General features: G+C 72.5%; 22 protein-coding genes. 12 read left to right on the top strand and 10 right to left on the bottom strand.

What is annotated here, in order from left to right; genetic code table 11:
• Positions 1-2: 2 nt before the first annotated feature.
• From flhA to E4T13_RS26550, 3 genes are read left to right on the top strand one after another with little or no spacing between them, the layout of a single operon-like run.
• Positions 3-2,069, top strand: coding sequence for a flagellar biosynthesis protein FlhA (gene flhA, locus E4T13_RS26560; RefSeq protein ID WP_137181365.1), 2,067 nt, complete (start codon positions 3-5; stop codon positions 2,067-2,069).
• A 26-nt stretch (positions 2,070-2,095) separates the two neighbouring features.
• On the top strand, positions 2,096-2,956 hold the full coding sequence (locus E4T13_RS26555) for a GTP-binding protein (protein WP_240791309.1): 861 nt from the start codon (positions 2,096-2,098) through the stop codon (positions 2,954-2,956).
• A gap of 8 nt (positions 2,957-2,964) precedes the next feature.
• Positions 2,965-3,690, top strand: a complete 726-nt coding sequence (locus E4T13_RS26550; RefSeq protein WP_240791308.1) for a P-loop NTPase — start codon at positions 2,965-2,967, stop codon at positions 3,688-3,690.
• On the opposite strand, the gene E4T13_RS26545 is transcribed toward E4T13_RS26550, so the two are convergent.
• Positions 3,676-4,878: a methyltransferase gene (locus E4T13_RS26545; protein WP_137181363.1), complete on the bottom strand. Its 1,203-nt coding sequence runs from the start codon at positions 4,876-4,878 to the stop codon at positions 3,676-3,678. The genes E4T13_RS26550 and E4T13_RS26545 overlap by 15 nt on opposite strands.
• Before the next feature lie 29 nt (positions 4,879-4,907).
• Between E4T13_RS26545 and E4T13_RS26540 the strand changes: the two genes are divergently transcribed.
• The 3 genes from E4T13_RS26540 to E4T13_RS26530 all read left to right on the top strand — a co-directional run bounded on the left by E4T13_RS26540 (position 4,908) and on the right by E4T13_RS26530 (position 7,217).
• Positions 4,908-6,083 (top strand): OpgC family protein, encoded by a 1,176-nt coding sequence (locus E4T13_RS26540; RefSeq protein WP_137181362.1) that lies wholly within the window; start codon positions 4,908-4,910, stop codon positions 6,081-6,083.
• Complete coding sequence (locus tag E4T13_RS26535; RefSeq protein WP_137181361.1) at positions 6,080-6,847, top strand: SGNH/GDSL hydrolase family protein; 768 nt, start codon at positions 6,080-6,082, stop codon at positions 6,845-6,847. The genes E4T13_RS26540 and E4T13_RS26535 overlap by 4 nt, the downstream gene beginning before the upstream one ends.
• Positions 6,848-6,998: 151 nt before the next feature.
• Positions 6,999-7,217, top strand: coding sequence for a hypothetical protein (locus E4T13_RS26530; protein ID WP_137181360.1), 219 nt, complete (start codon positions 6,999-7,001; stop codon positions 7,215-7,217).
• On the opposite strand, the gene E4T13_RS26525 is transcribed toward E4T13_RS26530, so the two are convergent.
• Complete coding sequence (locus E4T13_RS26525) at positions 7,209-8,879, bottom strand: formate--tetrahydrofolate ligase (RefSeq protein WP_137181359.1); 1,671 nt, start codon at positions 8,877-8,879, stop codon at positions 7,209-7,211. The two genes, E4T13_RS26530 and E4T13_RS26525, sit on opposite strands and share 9 nt — an antisense overlap.
• A gap of 128 nt (positions 8,880-9,007) precedes the next feature.
• Here E4T13_RS26525 and E4T13_RS26520 point away from each other — a divergent pair, with 128 nt between their 5' ends.
• The 4 genes from E4T13_RS26520 to E4T13_RS26505 all read left to right on the top strand — a co-directional run bounded on the left by E4T13_RS26520 (position 9,008) and on the right by E4T13_RS26505 (position 11,785).
• Positions 9,008-9,820: a MipA/OmpV family protein gene (locus E4T13_RS26520; RefSeq protein ID WP_137181358.1), complete on the top strand. Its 813-nt coding sequence runs from the start codon at positions 9,008-9,010 to the stop codon at positions 9,818-9,820.
• 31 nt (positions 9,821-9,851) lie between these two features.
• Positions 9,852-10,067 (top strand): DUF1289 domain-containing protein, encoded by a 216-nt coding sequence (locus E4T13_RS26515; protein ID WP_137181357.1) that lies wholly within the window; start codon positions 9,852-9,854, stop codon positions 10,065-10,067.
• Positions 10,068-10,218: 151 nt separating this feature from the next.
• Positions 10,219-10,860 carry an OmpW family protein gene (locus E4T13_RS26510; RefSeq protein WP_137181356.1) on the top strand — a complete coding sequence of 214 codons (642 nt, stop codon included), beginning with the start codon at positions 10,219-10,221 and terminating at the stop codon, positions 10,858-10,860.
• 79 nt (positions 10,861-10,939) lie between these two features.
• Complete coding sequence (locus tag E4T13_RS26505) at positions 10,940-11,785, top strand: DMT family transporter (protein WP_137181355.1); 846 nt, start codon at positions 10,940-10,942, stop codon at positions 11,783-11,785.
• Here the strand turns inward: E4T13_RS26505 and E4T13_RS26500 are convergent, their stop codons facing one another.
• The 3 genes from E4T13_RS26500 to gloB are packed head-to-tail and all read right to left on the bottom strand — an operon-like array spanning position 11,786 to position 13,741.
• Complete coding sequence (locus tag E4T13_RS26500) at positions 11,786-12,394, bottom strand: bifunctional 2-polyprenyl-6-hydroxyphenol methylase/3-demethylubiquinol 3-O-methyltransferase UbiG (RefSeq protein ID WP_137181354.1); 609 nt, start codon at positions 12,392-12,394, stop codon at positions 11,786-11,788.
• Complete coding sequence (locus tag E4T13_RS26495; protein ID WP_408906401.1) at positions 12,391-12,996, bottom strand: glutathione S-transferase N-terminal domain-containing protein; 606 nt, start codon at positions 12,994-12,996, stop codon at positions 12,391-12,393. Before E4T13_RS26495 ends, E4T13_RS26500 begins: the two co-directional genes overlap by 4 nt.
• 7 nt (positions 12,997-13,003) lie before the next feature.
• Positions 13,004-13,741 carry a hydroxyacylglutathione hydrolase gene (gene gloB, locus E4T13_RS26490; RefSeq protein ID WP_137181353.1) on the bottom strand — a complete coding sequence of 246 codons (738 nt, stop codon included), beginning with the start codon at positions 13,739-13,741 and terminating at the stop codon, positions 13,004-13,006.
• Positions 13,742-13,821: 80 nt separating this feature from the next.
• On the opposite strand from gloB, the gene E4T13_RS26485 reads away from it, so the two are divergent.
• The gene (locus tag E4T13_RS26485) at positions 13,822-14,535 is read left to right on the top strand and encodes a class I SAM-dependent methyltransferase (protein WP_137181352.1); all 714 of its coding nucleotides are present in this window, start codon (positions 13,822-13,824) and stop codon (positions 14,533-14,535) included.
• Positions 14,536-14,551: 16 nt separating this feature from the next.
• Here E4T13_RS26485 and E4T13_RS26480 read toward each other — a convergent pair whose 3' ends face one another.
• The 4 genes from E4T13_RS26480 to E4T13_RS26465 all read right to left on the bottom strand — a co-directional run bounded on the left by E4T13_RS26480 (position 14,552) and on the right by E4T13_RS26465 (position 18,003).
• Positions 14,552-15,514 carry a tripartite tricarboxylate transporter substrate binding protein gene (locus E4T13_RS26480; RefSeq protein ID WP_137181351.1) on the bottom strand — a complete coding sequence of 321 codons (963 nt, stop codon included), beginning with the start codon at positions 15,512-15,514 and terminating at the stop codon, positions 14,552-14,554.
• Positions 15,515-15,599: 85 nt separating this feature from the next.
• On the bottom strand, positions 15,600-16,676 hold the full coding sequence (locus E4T13_RS26475) for an SMP-30/gluconolactonase/LRE family protein (protein ID WP_137181350.1): 1,077 nt from the start codon (positions 16,674-16,676) through the stop codon (positions 15,600-15,602).
• Between the two features lie 95 nt (positions 16,677-16,771).
• Entirely contained in the window at positions 16,772-17,578 is an 807-nt protein-coding gene (locus E4T13_RS26470; protein WP_137181349.1) for a hypothetical protein, read from the bottom strand.
• Positions 17,575-18,003, bottom strand: a complete 429-nt coding sequence (locus E4T13_RS26465; RefSeq protein WP_137181348.1) for an ABA4-like family protein — start codon at positions 18,001-18,003, stop codon at positions 17,575-17,577. The genes E4T13_RS26470 and E4T13_RS26465 overlap by 4 nt, the downstream gene beginning before the upstream one ends.
• Positions 18,004-18,090: 87 nt before the next feature.
• On the opposite strand from E4T13_RS26465, the gene E4T13_RS26460 reads away from it, so the two are divergent.
• A complete protein-coding gene (locus E4T13_RS26460; protein WP_137181347.1) occupies positions 18,091-18,786 on the top strand; it encodes a TetR/AcrR family transcriptional regulator in 696 nt (231 codons plus the stop codon).
• Between the two features lie 30 nt (positions 18,787-18,816).
• Here the strand turns inward: E4T13_RS26460 and E4T13_RS26455 are convergent, their stop codons facing one another.
• Positions 18,817-19,992, bottom strand: coding sequence for an acetyl-CoA C-acetyltransferase (locus E4T13_RS26455; RefSeq protein ID WP_137181346.1), 1,176 nt, complete (start codon positions 19,990-19,992; stop codon positions 18,817-18,819).
• Between the last annotated feature and the right edge of the window lie 59 nt (positions 19,993-20,051).

Here is a 20,051-nt window from a genome sequence, read left to right as displayed (position 1 = left end):
CCATGCGCACCATCGTCCTTCCGCATTGGGTCGGCCACGCGAAGCCCTCGGGCGATGTCGCGCTCGGGCTCGGCGTGGTGCTGCTCGTGGCCATACTGGTCGTGCCGCTGCCGGCCTGGCTGCTGGACATGGGGCTGGCGATGTCCATCACCGCCTCGGTGCTGGTGCTGATGGTGTCGCTCTTCATGCACCGGCCGCTGGACTTCACCGCCTTCCCAACGGTGCTGCTGCTGACCACGCTGCTGCGCCTGGCGCTGAATGTCGCGACCACGCGCGCGATCCTCAGCAGCGGGCATGAGGGGCCGCAATCGGCGGGCGCGGTGATCTCCGCGTTCGGCAGCTTCCTGATGGGCGGCGACGTGCTGGTGGGGCTGATCGTCTTCTCCATCCTGCTGCTGGTGAACTTCGTCGTGGTGACGAAGGGCTCGGGCCGCATCGCGGAGGTCGCGGCGCGCTTCAGCCTGGACGCCATGCCGGGCAAGCAGATGGCGATCGACGCCGACCTCTCCGCCGGCATCATCACGGAGGCCGAGGCCCGCACGCGGCGCAAGGAGCTGGAGGAGGAGAGCGGCTTCTACGGCGCGATGGACGGTGCCGCGAAATTCGTCCGCGGCGACGCCATCGCGGGGCTTGTCACCACCTGCATCAACCTGCTCGCCGGCATCGCCATCGGCACCTTGCGCCACGGGCTGGACTTCGGCGAGGCGGTGACGACCTTCTCGTTCCTGACGGTCGGCGATGGTCTCGTCGGGCAGATCCCGGCGCTGCTGGTCTCGGTCGCCGCGGGCATCGTGGTGACGAAGGGCGGGCTGGAAGGGCGCGCGGACAAGGCGCTGGCGCTGCAGCTCGGCGGGACCAAGCCGCTGGCGCTGGCGGCCGGCGCGGCGGGCTTCCTGGCGCTGCTGCCGGGCATGCCGGCGCTGCCCTTCCTCAGCCTTGCGGGCGTCGCCGGCTGGCTGGCGCGCGAGCAATGGCGCAGCGAGAAGCGCAAGGAGGCGGAGGCCGCCGCGCCGCCGCCCCCGCCGGGCGAGCCACCGCCGGCAGAGGCGCTGAAGATGGACCTGCTGCGGCTCGAGCTCGGCTACGGGTTGCTCAGCCTCGCGGCCGGCGACGCGCCGCGGCTGTCGGAACAGATCCGCGCGCTGCGTCGCACGACGGCGCAGGAGATGGGCTTCGTGCTGCCCAGCGTGCGCATCCAGGACAATCTGCAGCTTCCGCCCGACACCTACGTCGTCCGCGTGAAGGAGATCGAGGCCGGGCGCGGCGTGCTGAAGCCGCCGCTGCACCTCGCCATCGATCCGTCCGGCAATCCGCCGCCGATCCAGGGCGAGCGCGTGCAGGAACCGAGCTTCGGCCTGCCCGCCGCCTGGATCGAGGAAGCGCGGCGCGAGGAGGCGCTGGCGCTCGGCTGCACCGTGGTGGATTGCGCCGGCGTGCTGGCGACGCACCTGACCGAGATCGTGCGCGACACGATGCCGGAACTGCTCTCCTTCGCCGAGACGCAGAAGCTGCTCGACGAGCTGCCGCCCGAACATCGCCGCCTGGTCTCGGACCTGATCCCGGCGCAGGCCAACCTCGGCACTGTGCAGCGCGTGCTGCAGGCGCTGCTGGCGGAGCGGGTTTCCATCCGCGACCTGCCGACGATCCTGGAAGGCATCCAGGAAGCCGCCGCCTCCGGCACGCGCAGCCTGCCGGGCATCGTCGCCACGGTGCGTGCGCGGCTTGCGCGGCAGATCAGCGACGCCGCGCGGGCGCCGCATGGCGCCATCCCCATCGTCGCGCTCGCGCCGGAATGGGAACGCGACTTTGCCGAATCGCTGGTCGGCCCGGGCGAGGAGAAGCAGTTGGCCATGGCGCCCTCGCGCCTGTCGGCGTTCATGGGCGCGCTGCGCGAGGCCTTCGACGGCGCGAGCGCGCAGGGCGAGCCGGCGGTGCTGGTCTGCTCGGGCGGCATCCGCGCGCATGTGCGCGCCGTGGTGGAGCGCTTCCGGCCGCAGACCGTGGTGCTGGCGCATGCCGAGATCCACCCGCGCGCGCGCATCCGCACGGTGGGTACCGTCGCCGGATGAGGCTGCGGACCATACGTGCGGCGCGGATGAGCGAGGCGATGGCCACGCTGCGCGCCGAACTCGGCGAGGAGGCGGTGATTCTCGGCACGCGGCGCATCGCCGGCGGCGTGGAGGTGACGGCTGCGCAGGAGAGCACGGACGACGAGCCGCTGGTGATCGCGCCCGATGCCGCGCGCGCCGCCTCGGCCATCCCCGCGGCGCTGCACCGGCACAACCTGCCCGCGACGCTGGCTCAGCGCCTCGCCGGCGGCGCGCTGGATGCGGCGATCGCACGCGTCTTCCGGTTCGAAGCGCTGCCGCTCGACGGACCAGCACTTCTGCTGGCCGGCCCGCCCGGTGCGGGCAAGACGACGAGTTGCGCGAAGCTCGCCACGCGGCTGGTGCTGGCCGGCACGAAACCGCTGCTGGTCTCGGCCGACGGGCGGCGCGCGGGCGCGGCGGAGCAGCTTGCCGCCTTCGCGCGCGTGCTGGATCTGCCTCTGGCCATTGCGAATTCGCCGGCTGCGCTGGCGAAGGCGCTGGCACGGCGCGCGGCGGGGCAGCCGGCCCTGGTGGACATGCCCGGCTGCGATCCCTTCGACGATGCCGCCGCGCGCCGCCACGCCGCGCTGGCCGAGGCCGCGCAGGGACGGCAGGTCCTGGTGCTGCCCGCGGGGCTGGACGCCGAGGAAGCGGCGGAGACCGCGCGCGCCTTCCACCTGCTGGGCTGCCGGCACCTGCTGCCGACACGGCTGGATGCGGCGCGCCGGCTGGGCGGCGTGCTGGCCGCGGCGGCCTCCGCCGACCTCGCCTTCACCGAGGCCGGCACGGGCATGGACATTGCAACCGGGCTGACGCCGCTGGCGCCCGGCTGGTTGGCGCAGCGTCTTGCGCAGGGGGCGTCGTGACAGGGCAGGTGATCGCTGTGGCCTCGGGCAAGGGCGGCGTGGGCAAGACCTGGTTCGCCATCACGCTGGCGCACGCGCTGGCGCAGCTTGGCCGGCGCGCGGTGCTGCTGGATGCCGATCTCGGGCTGGCCAATGCCGATGTGCAGCTCGGCCTGGCACCGGCGCGCGACCTCGGCGCGGTGATCGCTGGGCGCGCGACGGCGGAGGAAGCGCTGGTCGCGCATCCCGCCGGCTTCTACGTGCTGCCGGGCCGCTCCGGCTCCGGCGCGCTGGCGGAACTCGGCGCGGCGGAGATGCAGGCGGTGCTGGCCTTGCCCGCGCAACTCGCAGGCTCGTTCCAGCATGTCGTCCTGGATATCGGGGCCGGCATCGGGCCGGCGCAGCGCCGGCTTCTGGCGGCATCCGACCTCCCGCTGGTGCTCGCGACGGAGGAGCCGACAAGCCTCACCGACGCCTATGCCGTGCTGAAGCTGCTGGCGCAGGATGCGCCGCAGGCCGCGCCCCGCCTGGTGGTGAACATGGCCGCCGGCCCGGCCGCCGCGCGGCGCGTGCATGGCGCGCTGGAAGCGGCGACGCGGCGTTTCCTCGGCCGCGGGCTGGATCTCGCCGGGCTGGTGCGGCGCGATGCGAAGGTGCCGGAGGCGATCCGCGCGCAGACGCCGCTGCTCACGCGCCATCCCACCTGCGCCGCGGCGGCCGACGTCGCCGCGATCGCGCGCTCAGTCGCGCCGTAGCACGAACAGCACGCCGCGCACCGGCACGCCCTTCTCCTCGCGCAGCACGGCCTCCTCCCGCGCATGGGGCACGAGCCCGGCGGCCTCGGCCAGCACGGCCACATGCGCGGGATCGTGGCGGTAGCGCAGCCCCTCGCCGAGCGCGAAAGGCGCGCCCTCGCCGGCCTCGATGCTGAAGGCGGCGAGGCCGCCCGGCGCCAGCGCCTCCGCGATCCCGTGCAACGCGGGGGCGAGATCGCCGAGATAGTTCAGCACGTCCGCCGCGGCGACCAGGTCGAAGCGGCCGCGCTGGCGCGGCAGGGCGTCAAGCAGGTCGGCTTCCTCCAGCGAATCGTAAAGCCTGCGCTTCGCCGCCTCCGCCAGCATGCGCGGCGCCAGGTCGAGGCCGACGAGCCGCTTCGCGAAGGGCTTCAACGCCACGCCCGACAGCCCCGTGCCGCAGCCGAGGTCGAGCACGCGGCGCGACCCGTCCGCGGCGACGCCGGCAGCCTCCAATAGCGCCGCCAGCAGCGCCGGCGTGCGGTAGCCGAGGCGGCCTTCCAGATCGGCGTCGAAGCGCGGCGCATACTGGTCGAACAGCTCCCGCACATAGGCGGCGGGGGCGCGTTCCGGCGCCGCCTCCTCGCCCAGCGCGGCGAGCAGGAAGCGCGCCTGGGCGTGCAGCGCGACGCCCGCGGGCAGCGCCAGCACGCGCCGCGCCGCCTCCGCCGCGCCCTCCGCCTTCGCCTCGCGCAGTGCATGCGCCAGGGCGAGCCAGGGCTCCGGCGCCTCGGGCGCCAGCGCCACGGCGCGGCGCAACGGCTCCAGCGCGGCCGAGGCCTTGCCGGCCGTGGTCAGCGCCTGCCCGAGGTTGCGCAGCGCCACCGCATCGTCCGGCCGCCGCGCCAGCGCCGCCCGCAGCGCCGCCACCGCTTCCTGCAGCCGGCCCGCCTCGGCCAGTGCCGCTCCGTGATTCGCCAGGAAGATCGGGCTGTCCGGCCGCAGCGCCACGGCCTGGGTGGAAAGTTCCAGGGCCCGAGCGCTATCGCCGCGCTGGCGCGCCACCAGCCCCAGCAGGTTCAGCGCATTGCCGTTGCGCGGCTGCTGCGCGAGCACCTTCCGGTACATCCGCGCGGCGCCATCCAGGTCGCCCCGCGCTTGACGCGCGGCACCCTCGCGCAGGAGTTCGTCAACCGAGGCTTGCGCCATCCGTCCCGGCTCCGCGAAGGTGGCGTGGCATGCTGCGCGCCCTCTCTGCCCTCGTCCGGCCCGGACGCGACCTTCGCGTGGACTTCGTCCGGGGGCTGGCGCTCTGGTTCATCTTCATCGACCACACGCCCGGCAATCTGCTCGGCCATCTCACCTTGCGCAACGTGGCCTTCTGCGATGCGACGGAGGGCTTCGTGCTGCTTGCCGGCTATGCCTCCGGCCTCGCCTATGGCCGCATGATGGAGCGCGACGGCTGGGCGCCGGCCGCGGCGCGCATCGCCGGGCGGGTGGGCACGCTCTATGTCGCCCACATCTTCCTCTTCGTCGTCTTCACCGCGCAGGTCGGCTATTCCGCCGCACTGCTCGACCAGGCGGCCTATCTGGACGAGTTGGCGCTCGACCCGTTCGGTCAGGAGCCCTACCGCGCCCTGCTGGAGGCGCTGCTGCTGCGCTACCAGCCCGCCTTCCTGGACATCCTGCCGCTCTACATCGTGGTGCTGGCGATGTTCGCCCTGGCGCTGCCGCTGCTGGCGCGGCCGGTCCTGCTGCTGGTGCTTTCGCTGGCGCTCTACCTCGCGGCGCGGCTGCTGGACCTGGCGCCGCAAGGCTGGGCGGGGCGGGACTGGTTCTTCAACCCCCTCGCCTGGCAGCTTCTGTTCGCCATCGGCGTGGTGATGGCGCGCGCCGATCCGGCGTGGCTCGCGCGACGCTTTCCCTGGAACCGCTGGGTCGCGGCGCTTGCCATCCTGGGTCTCGCTTCCGTGGCGGTGATGCTGAACCTGGTCTGGCACGGCCCGGCCTTCGGCCTGGAACGGCCCGAGGCGATCGCGGCCTGGATGGCGGGGGTGGACAAGGCCGGGCTGCACCCGGCAAGGCTGGCCAGCGTGCTGGTGATGGCCTGGCTGATCGCGCATCTGATGCCGCCACAGGCGCGGTTCCTGCATGGCCGGCTGGGCACGCCCTTTGTCCTGATGGGGCAGCAGAGCCTGCCGGTCTTCTGCGCCGGCATCTTCCTGTCCTTCCTGGGGCGCCTCGCCATCGAGGTCTCGGCAGGCGTGCCGATGCAGCTTGCCGTCAACCTCGCGGGGCTGGCCGCGCTCGTTGCCGTGGGCGCGGTCTGGGCCTGGTATGGCAACGAAGGCAGCCGGCGGAAGAAGCCCCCGCCGCCCAGCTTGCCGGCGCAGAGCGGGCCGGCTACGCCATGAACGCGATGCGCCGCCTGGCTGCGATCCTGCTGCTGGCCCCCGCCCTGGCGCTTTCGCCGCCGGGCGCGACGACCGCTCGCGCCGAACACGCCTGCCCTGCCCCGCCCGACATGGCCGAGGCCGCCCCCCTGCCCGGCACCTTCGCCGCCATCGCGCGCGGCGACCTGCGGATCATGGTGGTGGGCAGCGCCTCCACAGCCGGCGGCGGCACCTCCGGCCCCGATGCCAGCTGGCCGCGGCGGTTGCAGGCGCTGCTGGCATCACGGCTGGCGCCAGCCAGAGTGCAGCTCGAGGTGTTCGGGGGGCGGGGCACCACGGCGGCGGAGCACGCGCGCATCATCGCGATGGAAGCCGCTCGGTTCCGCCCGCATCTCATCATCTGGCAGCTCGGCACGGTGGAGGCGGCGCGCGGCCTGCCGCCCGAGGAGATGTCGGCTTCTGTCCAGGAGGCGGCGGCGCGGCTGCGCGCCACCCGAGGCGAGCTGACCGACGTGATCCTGATGGACATGCAGTTCTCGCGCTTCTTCCGCGCGAATGCGAATGTGGAACCGTATCGCGACCAGCTTCGCATCGCCGCAGCCGCGGCCGGAAGCCAGCTGTTCAGCCGCTGGCAGATCATGAACCACTGGGCGGAGACCGAGGCGCTCGACCTGGAGCGTGCGCCGCGGGATCGGCGCGTGAAGGTCGCCGACGCGCTGCATGACTGCCTGGCGCGCGTGCTCGCCGGCTTCATCCTGCAGGGCGTGGGCGACGCGCGGCGCTGAAAGGTCCCGCGAAGTATTCGCATGACGTGGGACCGGCACGGACGGCACAGCGCAACCATCGCTCCAGATGCGGGCTGCGCCTCGTGACGGTTGCATTGCCGCCGTGCGAGAACAGGCGGAACCACGAGGCCCGCAGGACGCTCCTTCCCGCATGAGCGCACAACTCCGATCCTCGGGGGCGCCACCGCCCCCGGCGGTGCGCCGAGAGCCCGACCACGACGAGGATGATCCGGGCAACCAGGCCTTCGACCGCTGGCTGCGGGACGAACTGGCCCGTCGCTACGATGCCGCGCTCGCCGAGCCGGTGCCGGACGAGCTGGCGCGCCTGCTGGACGCGCCGCGCTGGCCGCGGGGGCGCGCTTCAGAATAGCCCGTCGATGCGACCCGCTTCATCCAGCGTGATGGATTCGGCGGCGGGGCGGCGCGGCAGGCCGGGCATGGTCATGATCTCCCCGCAGATGGCCACGACGAAGCCGGCACCAGCCGAGAGACGCACGTCTCGCAGAGGCAGCACATGGCCGCTCGGCGCGCCGAGCGCGGCCGGATCGGCGCTGAAGGAATACTGCGTCTTCGCCACGCAGACCGGCAGGCCGCCGAAGCCTTCCTGTTCCCAGCGCGCCAGGCGCTGGGCCATCGGCGCGGGAATGGAGACGTCGGCGGCGCGGTAGATCTCGCGTGCGATGGTGCGGAGCTTTTCCGCCAGAGGCATCGCATCGGGATAGAGCGGCGCGAAGCGGGCCGCGCCACGATCCAGCCGCGCCTTCACCGCGCGCGCGAGATCGAGCGCACCCGCCGCGCCATCAGCCCAGTGCGTGCACAGGAAGGCCTCCGTATCCAGCCGCGCCATCGCCTGCTGGACCGCGGCGATCTCGGCCGCCGTGTCGGAGGTGAAGCGGTTCAGCGCCACCACCACGGGCAGGCCGAATTTGTGCATGTTCTCGACATGACGCGCGAGGTTGACCACGCCGCGCTCCACCGCCGCCACGTCCTCCCGGCCCAGATCGGCCTTGGCGACGCCGCCATGCATCTTCAGCGCGCGCACCGTCGCGACGACGACGCAGGCGCCGGGCTCCAGCCCCGCCATGCGGCACTTGATGTCCAGGAACTTCTCCGCACCGAGATCGGCACCGAAGCCGGCCTCCGTCACGACGACGTCGGACAGGCCGAGCGCAAGGCGCGTGGCCACCACGCTGTTGCAGCCATGCGCGATGTTGGCGAAGGGCCCGCCATGCACCAGCGCGGGCGAGCCGGCGATGGTCTGCACCAGGTTCGGCGACAGCGCGTCGCGCAGCAGCACGGCCATCGCGCCATCGGCCTTGAGGTCGGCGGCGGTGATTGCCTTCCCGTCCCGCGTGCGGCCGACGATCATGCGGCCGAGCCGCGCCTTCAGGTCCGCCAGGTCGCGCGCCAGGCAGAACACCGCCATCACCTCGGATGCGACGGTGATGTCGAATCCGTCCTCCCGCACCACGCCCTGCGTCGCCCCGCCGAGGCCGACGACGCAGTCGCGAAGGTTGCGGTCGTTCATGTCCATCGCCCGCCGCCAGGTGACGCGGCGCGGATCGAGGCCAAGCTCGTTGCCCCAGTAGAGGTGGTTGTCCACCATCGCGGAGAGCAGGTTGTTGGCGCTGGTGATGGCGTGGAAGTCGCCGGTGAAGTGGAGGTTGATGTCCTCCATCGGCAGCACCTGCGCATGGCCGCCTCCGGTGGCGCCGCCCTTCACGCCGAAGCAGGGGCCGAGCGAGGGCTCGCGCAGCGCGATCATGGCCTTGCTGCCCAGCGCGTTCAGCGCATCGCCGAGGCCGATGGTGGTGGTGGTCTTGCCCTCCCCGGCGGGGGTCGGGCTGATGCCGGTAACGAGCACCAGCTTGCCGGGCGGACGGGCGCTGACTTCCGCGACGAAGTCCTGGTCGATCTTGGCCTTGTATTTGCCATAGGGCTCCAGCGCCTCGGCGGGGATGCCGGCGCGTTCCGCGATCTCGGCAATGGGGCGCAGGGTCGCGGCGCGGGCGATCTCGAGGTCCGTCGGCATGCCGCGCTGGTCTCCGGATTGTGCAGTGTGTCCCGCGGGCGCTTATCCGGGAGGGCGCGAAAGGTAAAGCGGTGGAATTCGTGCGCCGGAACACCATCTCGCCGCGAAACTCGCTGGGACCCGCTTCGATGAACCGCCTTCTGCGCGGCCTTGCCGCGCTGCTGCCGTGCCTTCTCGCGGCACCCGCCCTGGCACAGACCGGCCTCGCCCCGCAGGCCGCGCCGGCCTTCGGCCAGCCGCAGCAGGATCGGTGGCGTGTCGGCCTCGGCGTCGGCGCATTGTTCTCGCCGGACTACCTCGGCTCCAACGATTTCATCGTCCGGCCGCTCGCCTCGCCCGACATCCGCTCGCCGAACGACACCTTCTTCCTGTCCTTCCGCGACGGCCTCGGGACCACGCTGCTGCGGGATGGCGGGTTCAGCGCCGGGCTGGTGCTCAAGCCGCGCTTCGGCCGCGACCAGGACGACAACCCTGCGCTGGCAGGCATGGGCGATATCGGCATCTCCGGCGAGGGCGGCGCCTTCGTCTCCTACGGCACGCGCGAATGGCTGGCGCGCGGCGAGGTGCGGCAGGCCTTCGGCGGCTATTCGGGCGTGGTGGCCGAAGCCCGGCTGGACCGCATCTTCCGGCCGCGGCAGGACCTGATCCTGTCCGCCGGACCCCGGCTCTCCTGGGGCAATTCCGGCTTCGCCGAGGCCTGGTTCGGCGTGGACCCGTCCCAGTCGCAGACCAGCGGCTACGCGGTGTTCACCCCGAACGACTACTGGTTCGCGGCCCTCGCGGGCGGCGCGACCTATGTGATCAACGACCGCTGGGCGCTGATCGCCTTCGGCGAGGTCGGCCGCATCCTCGGCGATTCCGCGGACAGCCCGCTGGTGCAACGCGGCAGCGCCACCCAGGGCGTGGTCGGGCTGACGGTGGCCTACCGCTTCTGGCCGTGACACCCGGCGGCGGCCCGCGCGTTGCGCGGGCATGGCGAGTCCCTGCATCGATGTCTGCCGCTACGACGAGGCCACCGGCTGGTGCCTCGGCTGCGGCATGAGCAAGCCCGAGAAGAAGCGCTGGAAGAAGGACAAACAGGCGCGGCCCGCTGTGCGTGCAGCGCTGCCGGCGCGGCTGGCGGAACTGCACGCGGCAGGCTGGCCGACAGGGGAAGCCGCCCGGAAGAAGAAGAAGAAGAAGGGATGAGATTCCCGGAATGACAGGGCGTTGCATATCGGCAACGTCGCGCTGCGATGCAGCATCCGGTTGACCTGCATCAAGGTTGTTTCGCGCCCGGGGTCGAAAACTTCCGTTCGCGGCCGCGCAGCGGCGCGCCGCGGATCGGAAGGCCTCGAAGATGAATGTGAAGATGATCGCCGCGACCCTGGCACTCGCCGTCGCGGCCGCGCCTGCGCTCGGCCAGGAGGTACGCGGCTTCCGCGCCGGCGATTTCGTGCTCGGTGCCGGGCTGATCGGCGTTCTGCCCATGTCCGGCGGCAGCACCAGCATCGGCGGCACGCCGAACGCCAGCGATTCCATCACGCCGCAGCTCGACCTCACCTACTACATCACGCCGAACGTCGCGGTGAACGTGATCGCGGCGACCTCGCGCCACGACGTGGAGGTGAACAACGTGCCGGGCGCCGGCACCATCGATCTCGGCCGCGTCTGGGCGCTGCCGCCGACGGTGACGCTGCAGTACCACCCGCTGCCGGCCTCCCGCATCAGCCCCTACCTCGGCGTCGGGCTGAACTACACCGTGTTCTACGGCGAGGGCGGCAGCCGCAGCGCGGGCATCACCTCCGTGGACATCGAGAATGCCTGGGGCTGGGCGCTGAATGCCGGCGTCGACGTGGAGATCACGCCGAACTGGATCGGCAATGTGGACGTGAAGAAGCTCTATCTGAGCCCTGACGTGCGGGTGAATGGCGGTGCGGTCACCGGCCAGGCGGACCTCAATCCCTGGGTCATCGGCGCGGCCGTGCGCTATCGCTTCTGAGACTGCGACGGGCGGGGGGCGAGCGCTGCCCCCCGCCCCGGCTTCGCCTGGGTGCCGCGCGCGGCTATGAGGCCGCGCCATGTCCTCCGCCACGCTTGCCGGCTGCGGCGCGCTGATCCTCTGGGCGTTCCTCGCGCTGCTGTCCCGGCTGGCCGCCGGCATCCCGCCGCTGCAGCTGACAGCGATGGGCTTCGCCATCGGCGGCACGATCGGGCTCGTCGTCGTGGTGGCGCGCGGCGAGGCGCGGCGGCTGGCGCAGCCGCCGATCGCCTGGCTGCACGGCGTCGGCGGGCTGTTCGGCTACCACGCGCTGTATTTCCTCGCCTTCGCCCTGGCCCCGGCGGTGGAGGTGAACCTCATCAACTATCTCTGGCCGCTGCTGATCGTGCTGCTCTCCGCGCCGATCCTGGGGCTGCGCCTGGGGCCGGCGCGGCTGGCGGGCGTGGCGCTGGGCTTCGCGGGCTGCCTGCTGATCGTCGGGCCCGGCGCCGCCTTCCCGCCGGAGGCCATGCCCGGCTTCCTGGCCGCGGCGGGCTGCGCGGTGGTGTGGTCGGTCTATTCCGTCACCTCCGGCACGCAGCGCCTGTCGCGCGTGCCGACCGAGGCGGTGGCGGGGTTCTGCCTGGCGACGGCGGCGCTGGCGGCGCTGCTGCACCTGGTGTTTGAAGGCACGGTTTTGCCGGATGGGAGGCAATGGCTGGCGACGGTCGGACTGGGTCTCGGGCCGGTGGGCGCGGCCTTCTTCCTGTGGGATGTCGGCATGAAGCGCGGCGATCCGCGGCTCCTCGGCACGCTGGCTTATGCGGTGCCGGTGGCCAGCACGCTGCTGCTGATCGCGGCCGGCGAGGGCACCATGTCGCTGCGCGTGGCGGCCGCGACGCTGATGGTCGCCGGCGGCGGCTTCATCGCGGCGCGGGCACGCTGATCACCCGCGCTTGCGCAGCAGCGCCCGCACCACCTCGGCCGGGCCCTGGTGGCGCGGGCCTTCATCCAGGCTGACGGTGCCTTCCAGCAGTTCCAGCACCTCCAGCTCGCCGAACAGCTCCTCCACGATGGCGCGCGACCACAGCAGCTCCGGCATCTTCGGCCCGCCGCTGCGCCGCCCCTGCTGTGCCGGCGTGAAGCATTCCAGCGCCAGCAGCCCACCGGGCGCCATGGCGCGCAGCACGCCGCGCGCGGCGGCCGCGCGGTCCTCGGGCGGCAGGTGGACATAGATCCAGGCGACGAGGTCGAAGCCGGATTCGGGGTAGTCCCACGCCGCGGCGTCGGCGACGACGGTCGCCAGCGCCACGCCGCGGCGTTCCGCAAGCGCCGCCGCCTTCGCCATGCCGACAGCGGACCAGTCGAGCGACGTCACCCGCAGCCCCTGTGCGGCCAGCCACACGCCGTTGCGGCCCTCGCCATCGCCCAGCGCCAGCGCGCGCATGCCCGCCGCGAGCCAGGGGCGAAGCTCCTCCAGGTAGCGGTTCGGCGCCTCGCCGAACTGGAAGTCGCCGCCGGCGAAGCGCTCGTCCCAGGCGAGCGAGGTGCTCATGCGCCCGGCACGGTCCGCGCGAGCGGCTCCAGCGGCGAGACCTCGGCGAACCACGCGGCAAGCCGCGGATGCGCCGCGCGCCAGGGCTCGTCGGCAAAGCGGAAATCGAGATAGCCGAGCGCACAGGCCACCGCGATCGCGCCGATGTCGGACAGGCCCTTGGGCGGATCGGATTCCAGCACCGCAAGGCCGCGCGCCACCGCCGCCTTCTGGCGGGCGAGGAAGGCGCTGCGGGCCTCGTCCATCGGCGCGCCGCCATGCATCCGCCGCGCCACCAGCGCATCGGCGATGCCGTCGGCCAGCGCATGCATCACGGAGATCCGCACCCAGCGCGGCGTGCCGGAACTCGGGAACAGGCCGTTCGCCTCGCCCACCGAATCGAGGTACTCGCAGATCACCGGGCTGTCGAAGATCGCCGTGCCGTCCTCAAGCACCAGGCAGGGGATCTTGGAGAGCGGGTTGGACCGGAGCAGGTCGTCCGGCGAGACATGCGGGTTGCTGCCGACCGTCTCGATCCGGTCGGCGATGCCGCGGGCGACGGCGCAGGCCATCACCTTCCGGGCGAAGGGGCTGTTGGCGCTGTAATGCAGCTTCATGGCCATCTGTGGCTCATCCCTTGAAATGGTTCTTCTCTTCGCGCCGGGCCGTGAACTCCGCCAGGTCCTTCGCGCGCAGGAAGGGGTTGGCCGCGAGTTCCTGCGCCAGCGTCGTCGGCACGGTGGGGCGGCCCGCCGCCCGCAGCGCGCCGGCGGCTTCGGCTTCCGCCTTCAGCGCCTTGTTGTCGGGGTCCACATGCAGCGCGAAGCGGGCGTTGCTCTCGGTGTATTCATGGCCGCAGCAGAGCCGGGTGTTGGCGGGCATCCGCGCGACGCGGCGCAGCGAGTGCCACAGCGCCTCCATGCCCCCGGCCTCGAGCGGGCGGCCGCAGCCGAGGGCGAAGACCACGTCACCGCAGAGCAGCGCATGGTCGGCCACGAAGTGGAAGGCGATATGGCCCGTGGTGTGGCCGGGCAGGTGAAGCACCTCTGCCTGCGCGGCACCGACGGGCACCATGTCGCCTTCCTTCACCACCAGGTCGAGCGGTGGCAGGCGGTGCGCGTCCAGCGCGGCGCCGACCACCCTGGCCGCGGGAAAGCGGGCCTTGAGCTCGGCCACGCCGGCGACATGGTCGCCATGGTGATGCGTCAGCAGGATGGAATCGAGCCGCCCGCCCGCCTGCTCCACCGCCGCGATGGCGGGCCCGGCCTCGCCGGGGTCGCAGATCGCGACCGCGCCGGTCGGCCCGTCCTTCAGCAGCCAGAGATAGTTGTCCTGGAGGCAGGGAACCGCCTCGATTCGCAGCGACATCGCGTCACTCCCTCGCCCGTTGCCCGGCCTGGGCCCGCGGCACCGTGCCATGCGGCGCCCGAAAGCCCTATATCGTCCGCATGACGACCGAGGTCCACGGCCTGGCCGCCTTCTATGCCTCGCGCGGCGGGGATGTCGCCGCGCGGCTGGTGGCGGCGCGGCTGGCCGCGCTGTGGCCCGCCCTGCCCGGCCAATCGGTGCTGGGGCTGGGCTGGGCCGGACCCTATCTGGGCCTGTGGCGGGCGGAGGCCTATCGCTGCGTGGCGCTGGTGCCGGAACATCTGGCCGGAGGCCAGCCGCTCCGGCCACGCGCGGGCATCGCCACGCTGCTGGCCGAGGAGGAGAACCTGCCCCTGCCCGACGGCAGCTTCGACCGGGTGCTGCTGGTGCATGGGCTGGAGGGGGCGGAGAATGCGCGCCGCCTGCTGCGCGAGGTCTGGCGGGTGCTGCGCGACGATGGCCGGCTGATGCTGGTGGTGCCGAACCGGGTGGGGATGTGGGCGCATCTGGACCGCACCCCCTTCGGCCATGGCCAGCCCTATTCGCGCGGCCAGATCGAGCGGCTGCTCGCGCGCCACCTGTTCCGCGCCGAGCGGAAGGAGGCCGCGCTGTTCGTGCCGCCCTACGGGCTGCGCTGGATGGGCAAGGCCGCGCCGGTGCTGGAACGCTGCGGTCGCGTGGCCTGCCCGCGGCTGGCCGGTGTCATCGTCGTGGAGGCCTGCAAGGACCTGTTCGCCGGCGTGCCGGCCGGCGCGGTCGCTGTCCGGCGTAGGGTCCTGGTTCAGGCGCGTTGAGGCCGCCGCGCGCGGATCATTCCGCGCGCACGCCACTCTCCGCGATCAGCCGGCTCATCACCGCCGCCTCGGCCGCGAGATGGCTGGCGAATGCCGCGCCTCGGCGCAGCCGGATCGGGGTGTTCAGGCGTTCCATGCCAGCCACGACGGGCGCGGTCGCCATCGTCTCGGCGCAGGCCTGCTCCAGCCGCGCCAGGATCGCCGGCGGCGTGCCGGCCGGCGCGAACAGGCCGTTCCAGATGGAGAAGCGCAGATCCTGGCCGATCGCTTCCTTCGCCGTCGGCACATCCGGCAGTTCGGGGCTGCGCGATTCGGCGAAGACCATCACCGGGCGCATGCCGAACTGGTGGATCAGCGGCGCCTGCTCGATGGTGAACACCACCGTCCCGGCGATCACCGCCTGGCCGCTCTCGGCCGAGCCGCGATAGGGGACATGGATCATCTCCAGCCCCATCGCGCGGGTCAGCGAGAGCCCCGCGATATGCGGCATGGTGCCGACGCCGCCCGAGCCATAGGCCAGCTCCCCACGCCGCGCCTGCGCCGCCGCGGCGAGCGACGCGGCGTCGCGCACCGGGCCGTCGGGCTTCACCAGCAGGAAGAGCGGCGTGTCGGCCACCTGGCAGACCGGCACGAAATCCGCCAGCGGCGCATAGGGAAGGCGGCGCATATGCGGCTGCAGCGAGATCGGCCCGATCGGCGTGAGCAGCAGCGTCGGCATCGCATCGCCCGCCGGGCGCGCCCGCGCCACTTCCGCGGTGCCGATGGTGCCGGCGGCGCCGGTGACGTTGCGCACCAGCACGGGCTGCCCGAGCAGCCGGCCGAGTTCCGGCTGCATGATGCGCCCGATCAGATCGGTTGCGCCGCCGGCGGGGAAAGGCACGACGATCTGCAACGGCTGTTGCGCGAACGCTGTGCGCCCGAGCCCGGCAGCCAGCAGCGTGGCGATGGCGGCGCGACGCAGAACCTGCATGCGCATCATGGCGCGTCCTCCTCCCTGTCGTTGCGGCGATTGCGCCTTGCGCACACCGCGCCCGTCAAGCGCAATCGCCGGGGGTGCCGGAGTGTCAGCAGAAATGCGCGCCGCGCGTCTCCACCGGCAGGGCGTAGAGCGACTGGCTCGCGGTCATGAACAGGATGTTCCGCCGCGTGCCGCCGAAGCACACATTCGAGCAGATCTCCGGCAGCTTGATCTGGCCGATGCGGTCGCCATTCGGCGCGAAGATGTGCACGCCGTCATAGCCGTCGCCGACCCAGCCCATGCCGGCCCAGATGTTGCCGCGCTCATCGGCGCGGATGCCGTCCGCCATGCCCGCCTTCCCGTCCAGCGTCGTGTCGGCGAAGGTGCGCGGGTTGCGCAGCCGCGGGCCGTCCACGTCGAAGGCCCAGATGATCTTCTTGGCCTCCGGATAATGGCTGGCGCCGGTGTCGGCGACATAGAGGATGCGGTAGTCGGGCGAGAAACAGAGCCCGTTCGGCTTGAAGGGCGCGTCTGTCACCTTCGTCACCGCGCCCGATTGCGCATCGATGCGATACACCGCTTCCTTGATGAAGGGGCGCGGCGAATTGGCGGAGTCCGGCACGCGCTCACCCTCGTAGTTCATCAGCGCGCCATAGCCGGGATCGGTGAACCACAGCGCGCCGTCCTCGGGATGGACCACGCCGTCATTCGGTGCGTTGAACGCCCCGTCCGGGCCGCGCGCGGCGAGCACGGTGACACGGCCATCCGGCTCGTAGCGCACCACGTCGCGGTGCAGGTGGCGGAAGGCGATCTGCCTTCCCTCGCGGTCGAAGGTGTTGCCGTTGGAGAAGCCGGAGGGGCTGCGGAAGCGGCGATGGACGCTGAGGTCCTCCTCGTTCAGCCGCAGCGCCTCGTCGGAGGGGATGTCGGACCAGACCAGGAAGCGGCCGGTGGCGTGCCAGGCGGGGCCCTCGGCCCATTGCATGCCGGTGTGCAGGCGCCGGATCGCGGCGTTGCCGAGCCCCATGGTGAAGCGGCGCGGGTCGATGGCGACGATGTCGGGGTCCGGATAGCGCTGCGGCGGCGCGCCGCGGCCATACTGGCGCTGGGCCAGCGCGGGTGTCGCGGCGACGGCGGCGGCAGCGGCAAGCAGGCCGCGCCGCGCGAGGCGGACGTTGGTCATGACAGCTTCCCTCCCAGGGCTCCGTGGCGGGCCCGGAAGGCAGCATGGCACGCGCGACGGTTGTGCCGGCGCTCAAGGCTGCGCGAGACGGGCCTTCAGGGCGAGAGCGGAACGCCGCGAAGCGCGAGGGCGAAAGCGGCGGCGGTCAGGACGGTCCAGCCCGCGGCACCGAGCAGGACGCCGCGCGATCCGGCGCCGAGCAGGGCGAGGATCGGCAGCGCCTGCATCGCATGCACGCCGAGGAAATGCGCGATGCGCAGGTCGCCGCCGTCGCGCGACCAGAAGAAGGGTGCGAAGCCGCCGGCATTGGACGCGGTGCCGCCGAGATGCGGCGAGCCGAGCACGGAGATGGTCGCGCCCGAGATGCCGCCCAGCACGCCGCCAAGCAGCAGGCCGAGGCCGACCGCCAGCACCCAGGGTCGCGGCTGATCGGCGCGCGGGCGCAGCAGCACGAGCAGGCCGAGGAGCGCGGCGAGCGCGACGAGCGTGACCGCGCCGAGCCCCATCAACCCGTACATCACGCCGCCCAGCGGATCCTCGGCGAAGTGGCTCGGCAGGCCGAAGGCGGCGCGCCAGGTGATCCAGGCCTGCTCGAACAGGGCGGCCGCGACCGTGCCCCAGAGGATCGACTGCGCCGGGACGCTTCTCGCGGCCGCGGGCGCCAGCACGCCCCAGGCCCAGGCGAGGGTCCAGAACCAGGGGATGAAGGAGGCGGCGAATTTCGCCGGCTTCGCCCAGACCGAGACGCCGTTGAACTGCCGCGGGTCGATCGCCGCGGCCGCAAGGCAGAGCAACAGCAGCGCGAGCATGGCCCAGCCGAGACTGGCCAGGATCGGCTGGCGGCGATGCAGCTCGGCGAAGATGGCGCCCGGCGCCGTCGGGGCGTGCAGGGCGGCGCTCATGCCGGGATCTCCCGCTTCGCGAAGGCCAGTCGCAGGCCAAGGAACAGCAGCAGGCCAGCGGGGCCCGCCAGGAAGGTGGGTGGCAGGCAGAGGCGCACCAGCCAGTCGTTCATCCCCTCCGCCGCGCCGCGCCGGCAGATCCAGGCGCCGATGAAGAGATCGAAGGCGAGGTAGTGAACCCAGCCGGCGAGCAGCACGCCCTCCGTCCGGAACAGCGCGGCGACACCGGCCAACGATGAGAAGCCGCCCTCCGTGCCCGGGGCGTGGATCGCCAGGAGCACGACGTAGAGGGCGGCGAGCAGGCCGGGGACGGCGAGGCCAGCGAGGCGCCAGTTGGCCCAGCGGGCGCGCGGCGCGAGCAGCAGCGCCAGCCAACCGGCCATGGCCAGCATGTTGGCGGCGGAGAAGATCGTCTCGGCGGGCATGGAGCCTCCCGGATCTGACCAATGGTCAGTTTTTCGCCCAATCAACTGACCGTTGTCAAGTTTTGCATGCGAGGCCAGGATCATGGCATGGCGGTCACACCGAAGGGGGCAGGACGGCATCATCACGGCGCCCTGCGGCGCGCCCTGCTGGATGCGGTCGCGGACATCGTGCGGGAAGCGGGGCCGGAGGCGGTCAGCCTGCGCGAATGTGCGCGGCGCGCGGGCGTCTCGCACTCCGCCGCCGCGCCGCATTTCGGCGACAAGCGCGGCCTGCTGACGGCCTTCGTCACGGAAGGGGAGGCAAGGCTGGCCGCGACGATGCGCGCGGAGGTCGCGGCGCTGCCGGCCGAAGCGGATGCGGCAGCGCGGCTGGCGGCGACGGGGCGGGGCTATATCGGCTTCGCGCAGGCGAACCCGGCCCATTTTCGGCTGATGTTCCGCACCGACCTGATCGACCGGGGCGATCCCGCCTGGCGCGCCGCGGCGGAGGACGCTTTCGCGGTGCTGGACCAGGCGATGGCGGCGGCGGTGCCGGGGATGGATCCGCGCGCGCGGCGGGCGCGGCTCGCACTGGCCTGGTCCGCGGTGCACGGGTTCAGCACATTGCGGGCGGAGGGTGTCGGCGCGTTGTGGTCGCCGCAAGTGGCGGAGGATGTGGTGGGGCTGGTGGTCGCGGCGTGCGTGGGTGGGAGCGGGATTGGGAGAGCGTCGGTCGTGCCCCCACCCCGACCCTCCCCCGCAAAGCGGGGGAGGGAGAGTAGAAGCGGGCGCGGAGGCGCCTAGGTCAGGCGCTCCTGCCTTCGCCCAGGAGCGCTACGCGCGCTCGATGCACATCGCGACGCCCATGCCGCCGCCGATGCACAGCGTGGCCAGGCCGCGCTTGGCGCCGCGGCGCTGCATCTCGAACAGCAGGGTGTTCAGCACGCGCGCGCCCGAGGCGCCGATGGGATGGCCGAGCGCAATCGCGCCGCCATTCACGTTCACCTTCGCCGGATCCCAGCCCAGATCCTTGTTCACCGCGCAGGCCTGCGCCGCGAAGGCCTCGTTCGCCTCGATCAGGTCGAGCGTGTCGATGGACCAGCCGGCCTTCTGCAGCGCCTTGCGGCTGGCCGGGATGGGCCCCGTCCCCATGATCGCGGGATCGACGCCGGCCGTCGCCCAGCTCACGATGCGGGCCATCGGCGTGATGCCGCGCTTCGCCGCCTCGGCCGCGCTCATCACCACCACCGCGGCCGCGCCGTCATTGATGCCGGAGGCATTGCCGGCCGTGACCGTGCCGTCCTTGGCGAAGGCGGGGCGCAGCTTGGCCAGGATCTCCATGGTGGTGTCGGGCTTCGGATACTCGTCCTCGCTGATCACGATCTCGCCCTTGCGGGTCTTCACCGTCACCGGCGCGATCTCGTCCTTGAAACGGCCGGCCTTCATCGCCTCGCCCGCCTTGCGCTGGCTGGCGGCGGCGAACTCGTCCTGTTCCTGGCGGGTCAACTGGTATTTCTGCGCGACGTTCTCGGCAGTGTTGCCCATGTGGTAGCCCTGGAAGGCGTCCCACAGGCCGTCCTTGAGCATGGTGTCCACCAGCTCCAGCCCGCCCATCTTCTGGCCGGCGCGCAGATTCGCGCAGTGCGGCGCCTGGGTCATGCTCTCCTGCCCGCCGGCGACCATGATCGCGGCGTCGCCGGTGGCGATCTGCTGCGCGGCGAGCGCCACGGCACGCAGGCCGGAGCCGCAGAGCTGGTTGATGCCGAAGGCGGTGCGCTCCACCGGGATGCCGGCGGCCACCGAGGCCTGGCGGGCGGGGTTCTGGCCTTCGCCGGCGGTCAGGATCTGGCCGAGGATCACCTCGTCCACCTCCTCCGGCTTCACCCCGGCGCGGTCCAGCGCGGCCTTGATGGCCACGGTGCCGAGGGCATGGGCGGGCAGGCTGGCGAAGGCCCCGTTGAAGGCCCCGACCGGCGTGCGTGCGGCGGAGGCGATGACGATCTCGGTCATGGGAGGTGCTTCCCTTCCTCAGGATCTGGCGTTGGCCGCAGTTTGGTGCGCCGCAGCGT

It is taken from the genome of Roseomonas sp. AR75, assembly GCF_005222815.1.
Taxonomy (GTDB): Bacteria; Pseudomonadota; Alphaproteobacteria; order Acetobacterales; family Acetobacteraceae; genus Falsiroseomonas.
Note: the sequence above shows the minus strand (reverse complement) of the source record. Positions and strands in the feature narration are given on the sequence as shown.

What these genes read in the sequence shown, in the direction of transcription:
- flhA (WP_137181365.1), top strand. Translation starts at nt 3, where the DNA reads ATGCGCACCATCGTCCTTCCGCATTGGGTCGGCCACGCGAAGCCCTCG.
- E4T13_RS26500 (WP_137181354.1), bottom strand. Translation starts at nt 12,394, where the DNA reads ATGAGCACCTCGCTCGCCTGGGACGAGCGCTTCGCCGGCGGCGACTTC.
- E4T13_RS26510 (WP_137181356.1), top strand. Translation starts at nt 10,219, where the DNA reads ATGAATGTGAAGATGATCGCCGCGACCCTGGCACTCGCCGTCGCGGCC.
- E4T13_RS26465 (WP_137181348.1), bottom strand. Translation starts at nt 18,003, where the DNA reads ATGCCCGCCGAGACGATCTTCTCCGCCGCCAACATGCTGGCCATGGCC.
- E4T13_RS26555 (WP_240791309.1), top strand. Translation starts at nt 2,096, where the DNA reads ATGAGCGAGGCGATGGCCACGCTGCGCGCCGAACTCGGCGAGGAGGCG.
- E4T13_RS26505 (WP_137181355.1), top strand. Translation starts at nt 10,940, where the DNA reads ATGTCCTCCGCCACGCTTGCCGGCTGCGGCGCGCTGATCCTCTGGGCG.
- gloB (WP_137181353.1), bottom strand. Translation starts at nt 13,741, where the DNA reads ATGTCGCTGCGAATCGAGGCGGTTCCCTGCCTCCAGGACAACTATCTC.
- E4T13_RS26535 (WP_137181361.1), top strand. Translation starts at nt 6,080, where the DNA reads ATGAACGCGATGCGCCGCCTGGCTGCGATCCTGCTGCTGGCCCCCGCC.
- E4T13_RS26480 (WP_137181351.1), bottom strand. Translation starts at nt 15,514, where the DNA reads ATGATGCGCATGCAGGTTCTGCGTCGCGCCGCCATCGCCACGCTGCTG.
- E4T13_RS26470 (WP_137181349.1), bottom strand. Translation starts at nt 17,578, where the DNA reads ATGAGCGCCGCCCTGCACGCCCCGACGGCGCCGGGCGCCATCTTCGCC.
- E4T13_RS26530 (WP_137181360.1), top strand. Translation starts at nt 6,999, where the DNA reads ATGAGCGCACAACTCCGATCCTCGGGGGCGCCACCGCCCCCGGCGGTG.
- E4T13_RS26475 (WP_137181350.1), bottom strand. Translation starts at nt 16,676, where the DNA reads ATGACCAACGTCCGCCTCGCGCGGCGCGGCCTGCTTGCCGCTGCCGCC.
- E4T13_RS26460 (WP_137181347.1), top strand. Translation starts at nt 18,091, where the DNA reads ATGGCGGTCACACCGAAGGGGGCAGGACGGCATCATCACGGCGCCCTG.
- E4T13_RS26455 (WP_137181346.1), bottom strand. Translation starts at nt 19,992, where the DNA reads ATGACCGAGATCGTCATCGCCTCCGCCGCACGCACGCCGGTCGGGGCC.
- E4T13_RS26540 (WP_137181362.1), top strand. Translation starts at nt 4,908, where the DNA reads ATGCTGCGCGCCCTCTCTGCCCTCGTCCGGCCCGGACGCGACCTTCGC.
- E4T13_RS26485 (WP_137181352.1), top strand. Translation starts at nt 13,822, where the DNA reads ATGACGACCGAGGTCCACGGCCTGGCCGCCTTCTATGCCTCGCGCGGC.
- E4T13_RS26520 (WP_137181358.1), top strand. Translation starts at nt 9,008, where the DNA reads ATGAACCGCCTTCTGCGCGGCCTTGCCGCGCTGCTGCCGTGCCTTCTC.
- E4T13_RS26545 (WP_137181363.1), bottom strand. Translation starts at nt 4,878, where the DNA reads ATGGCGCAAGCCTCGGTTGACGAACTCCTGCGCGAGGGTGCCGCGCGT.
- E4T13_RS26525 (WP_137181359.1), bottom strand. Translation starts at nt 8,879, where the DNA reads ATGCCGACGGACCTCGAGATCGCCCGCGCCGCGACCCTGCGCCCCATT.
- E4T13_RS26495 (WP_408906401.1), bottom strand. Translation starts at nt 12,996, where the DNA reads ATGGCCATGAAGCTGCATTACAGCGCCAACAGCCCCTTCGCCCGGAAG.
- E4T13_RS26515 (WP_137181357.1), top strand. Translation starts at nt 9,852, where the DNA reads ATGGCGAGTCCCTGCATCGATGTCTGCCGCTACGACGAGGCCACCGGC.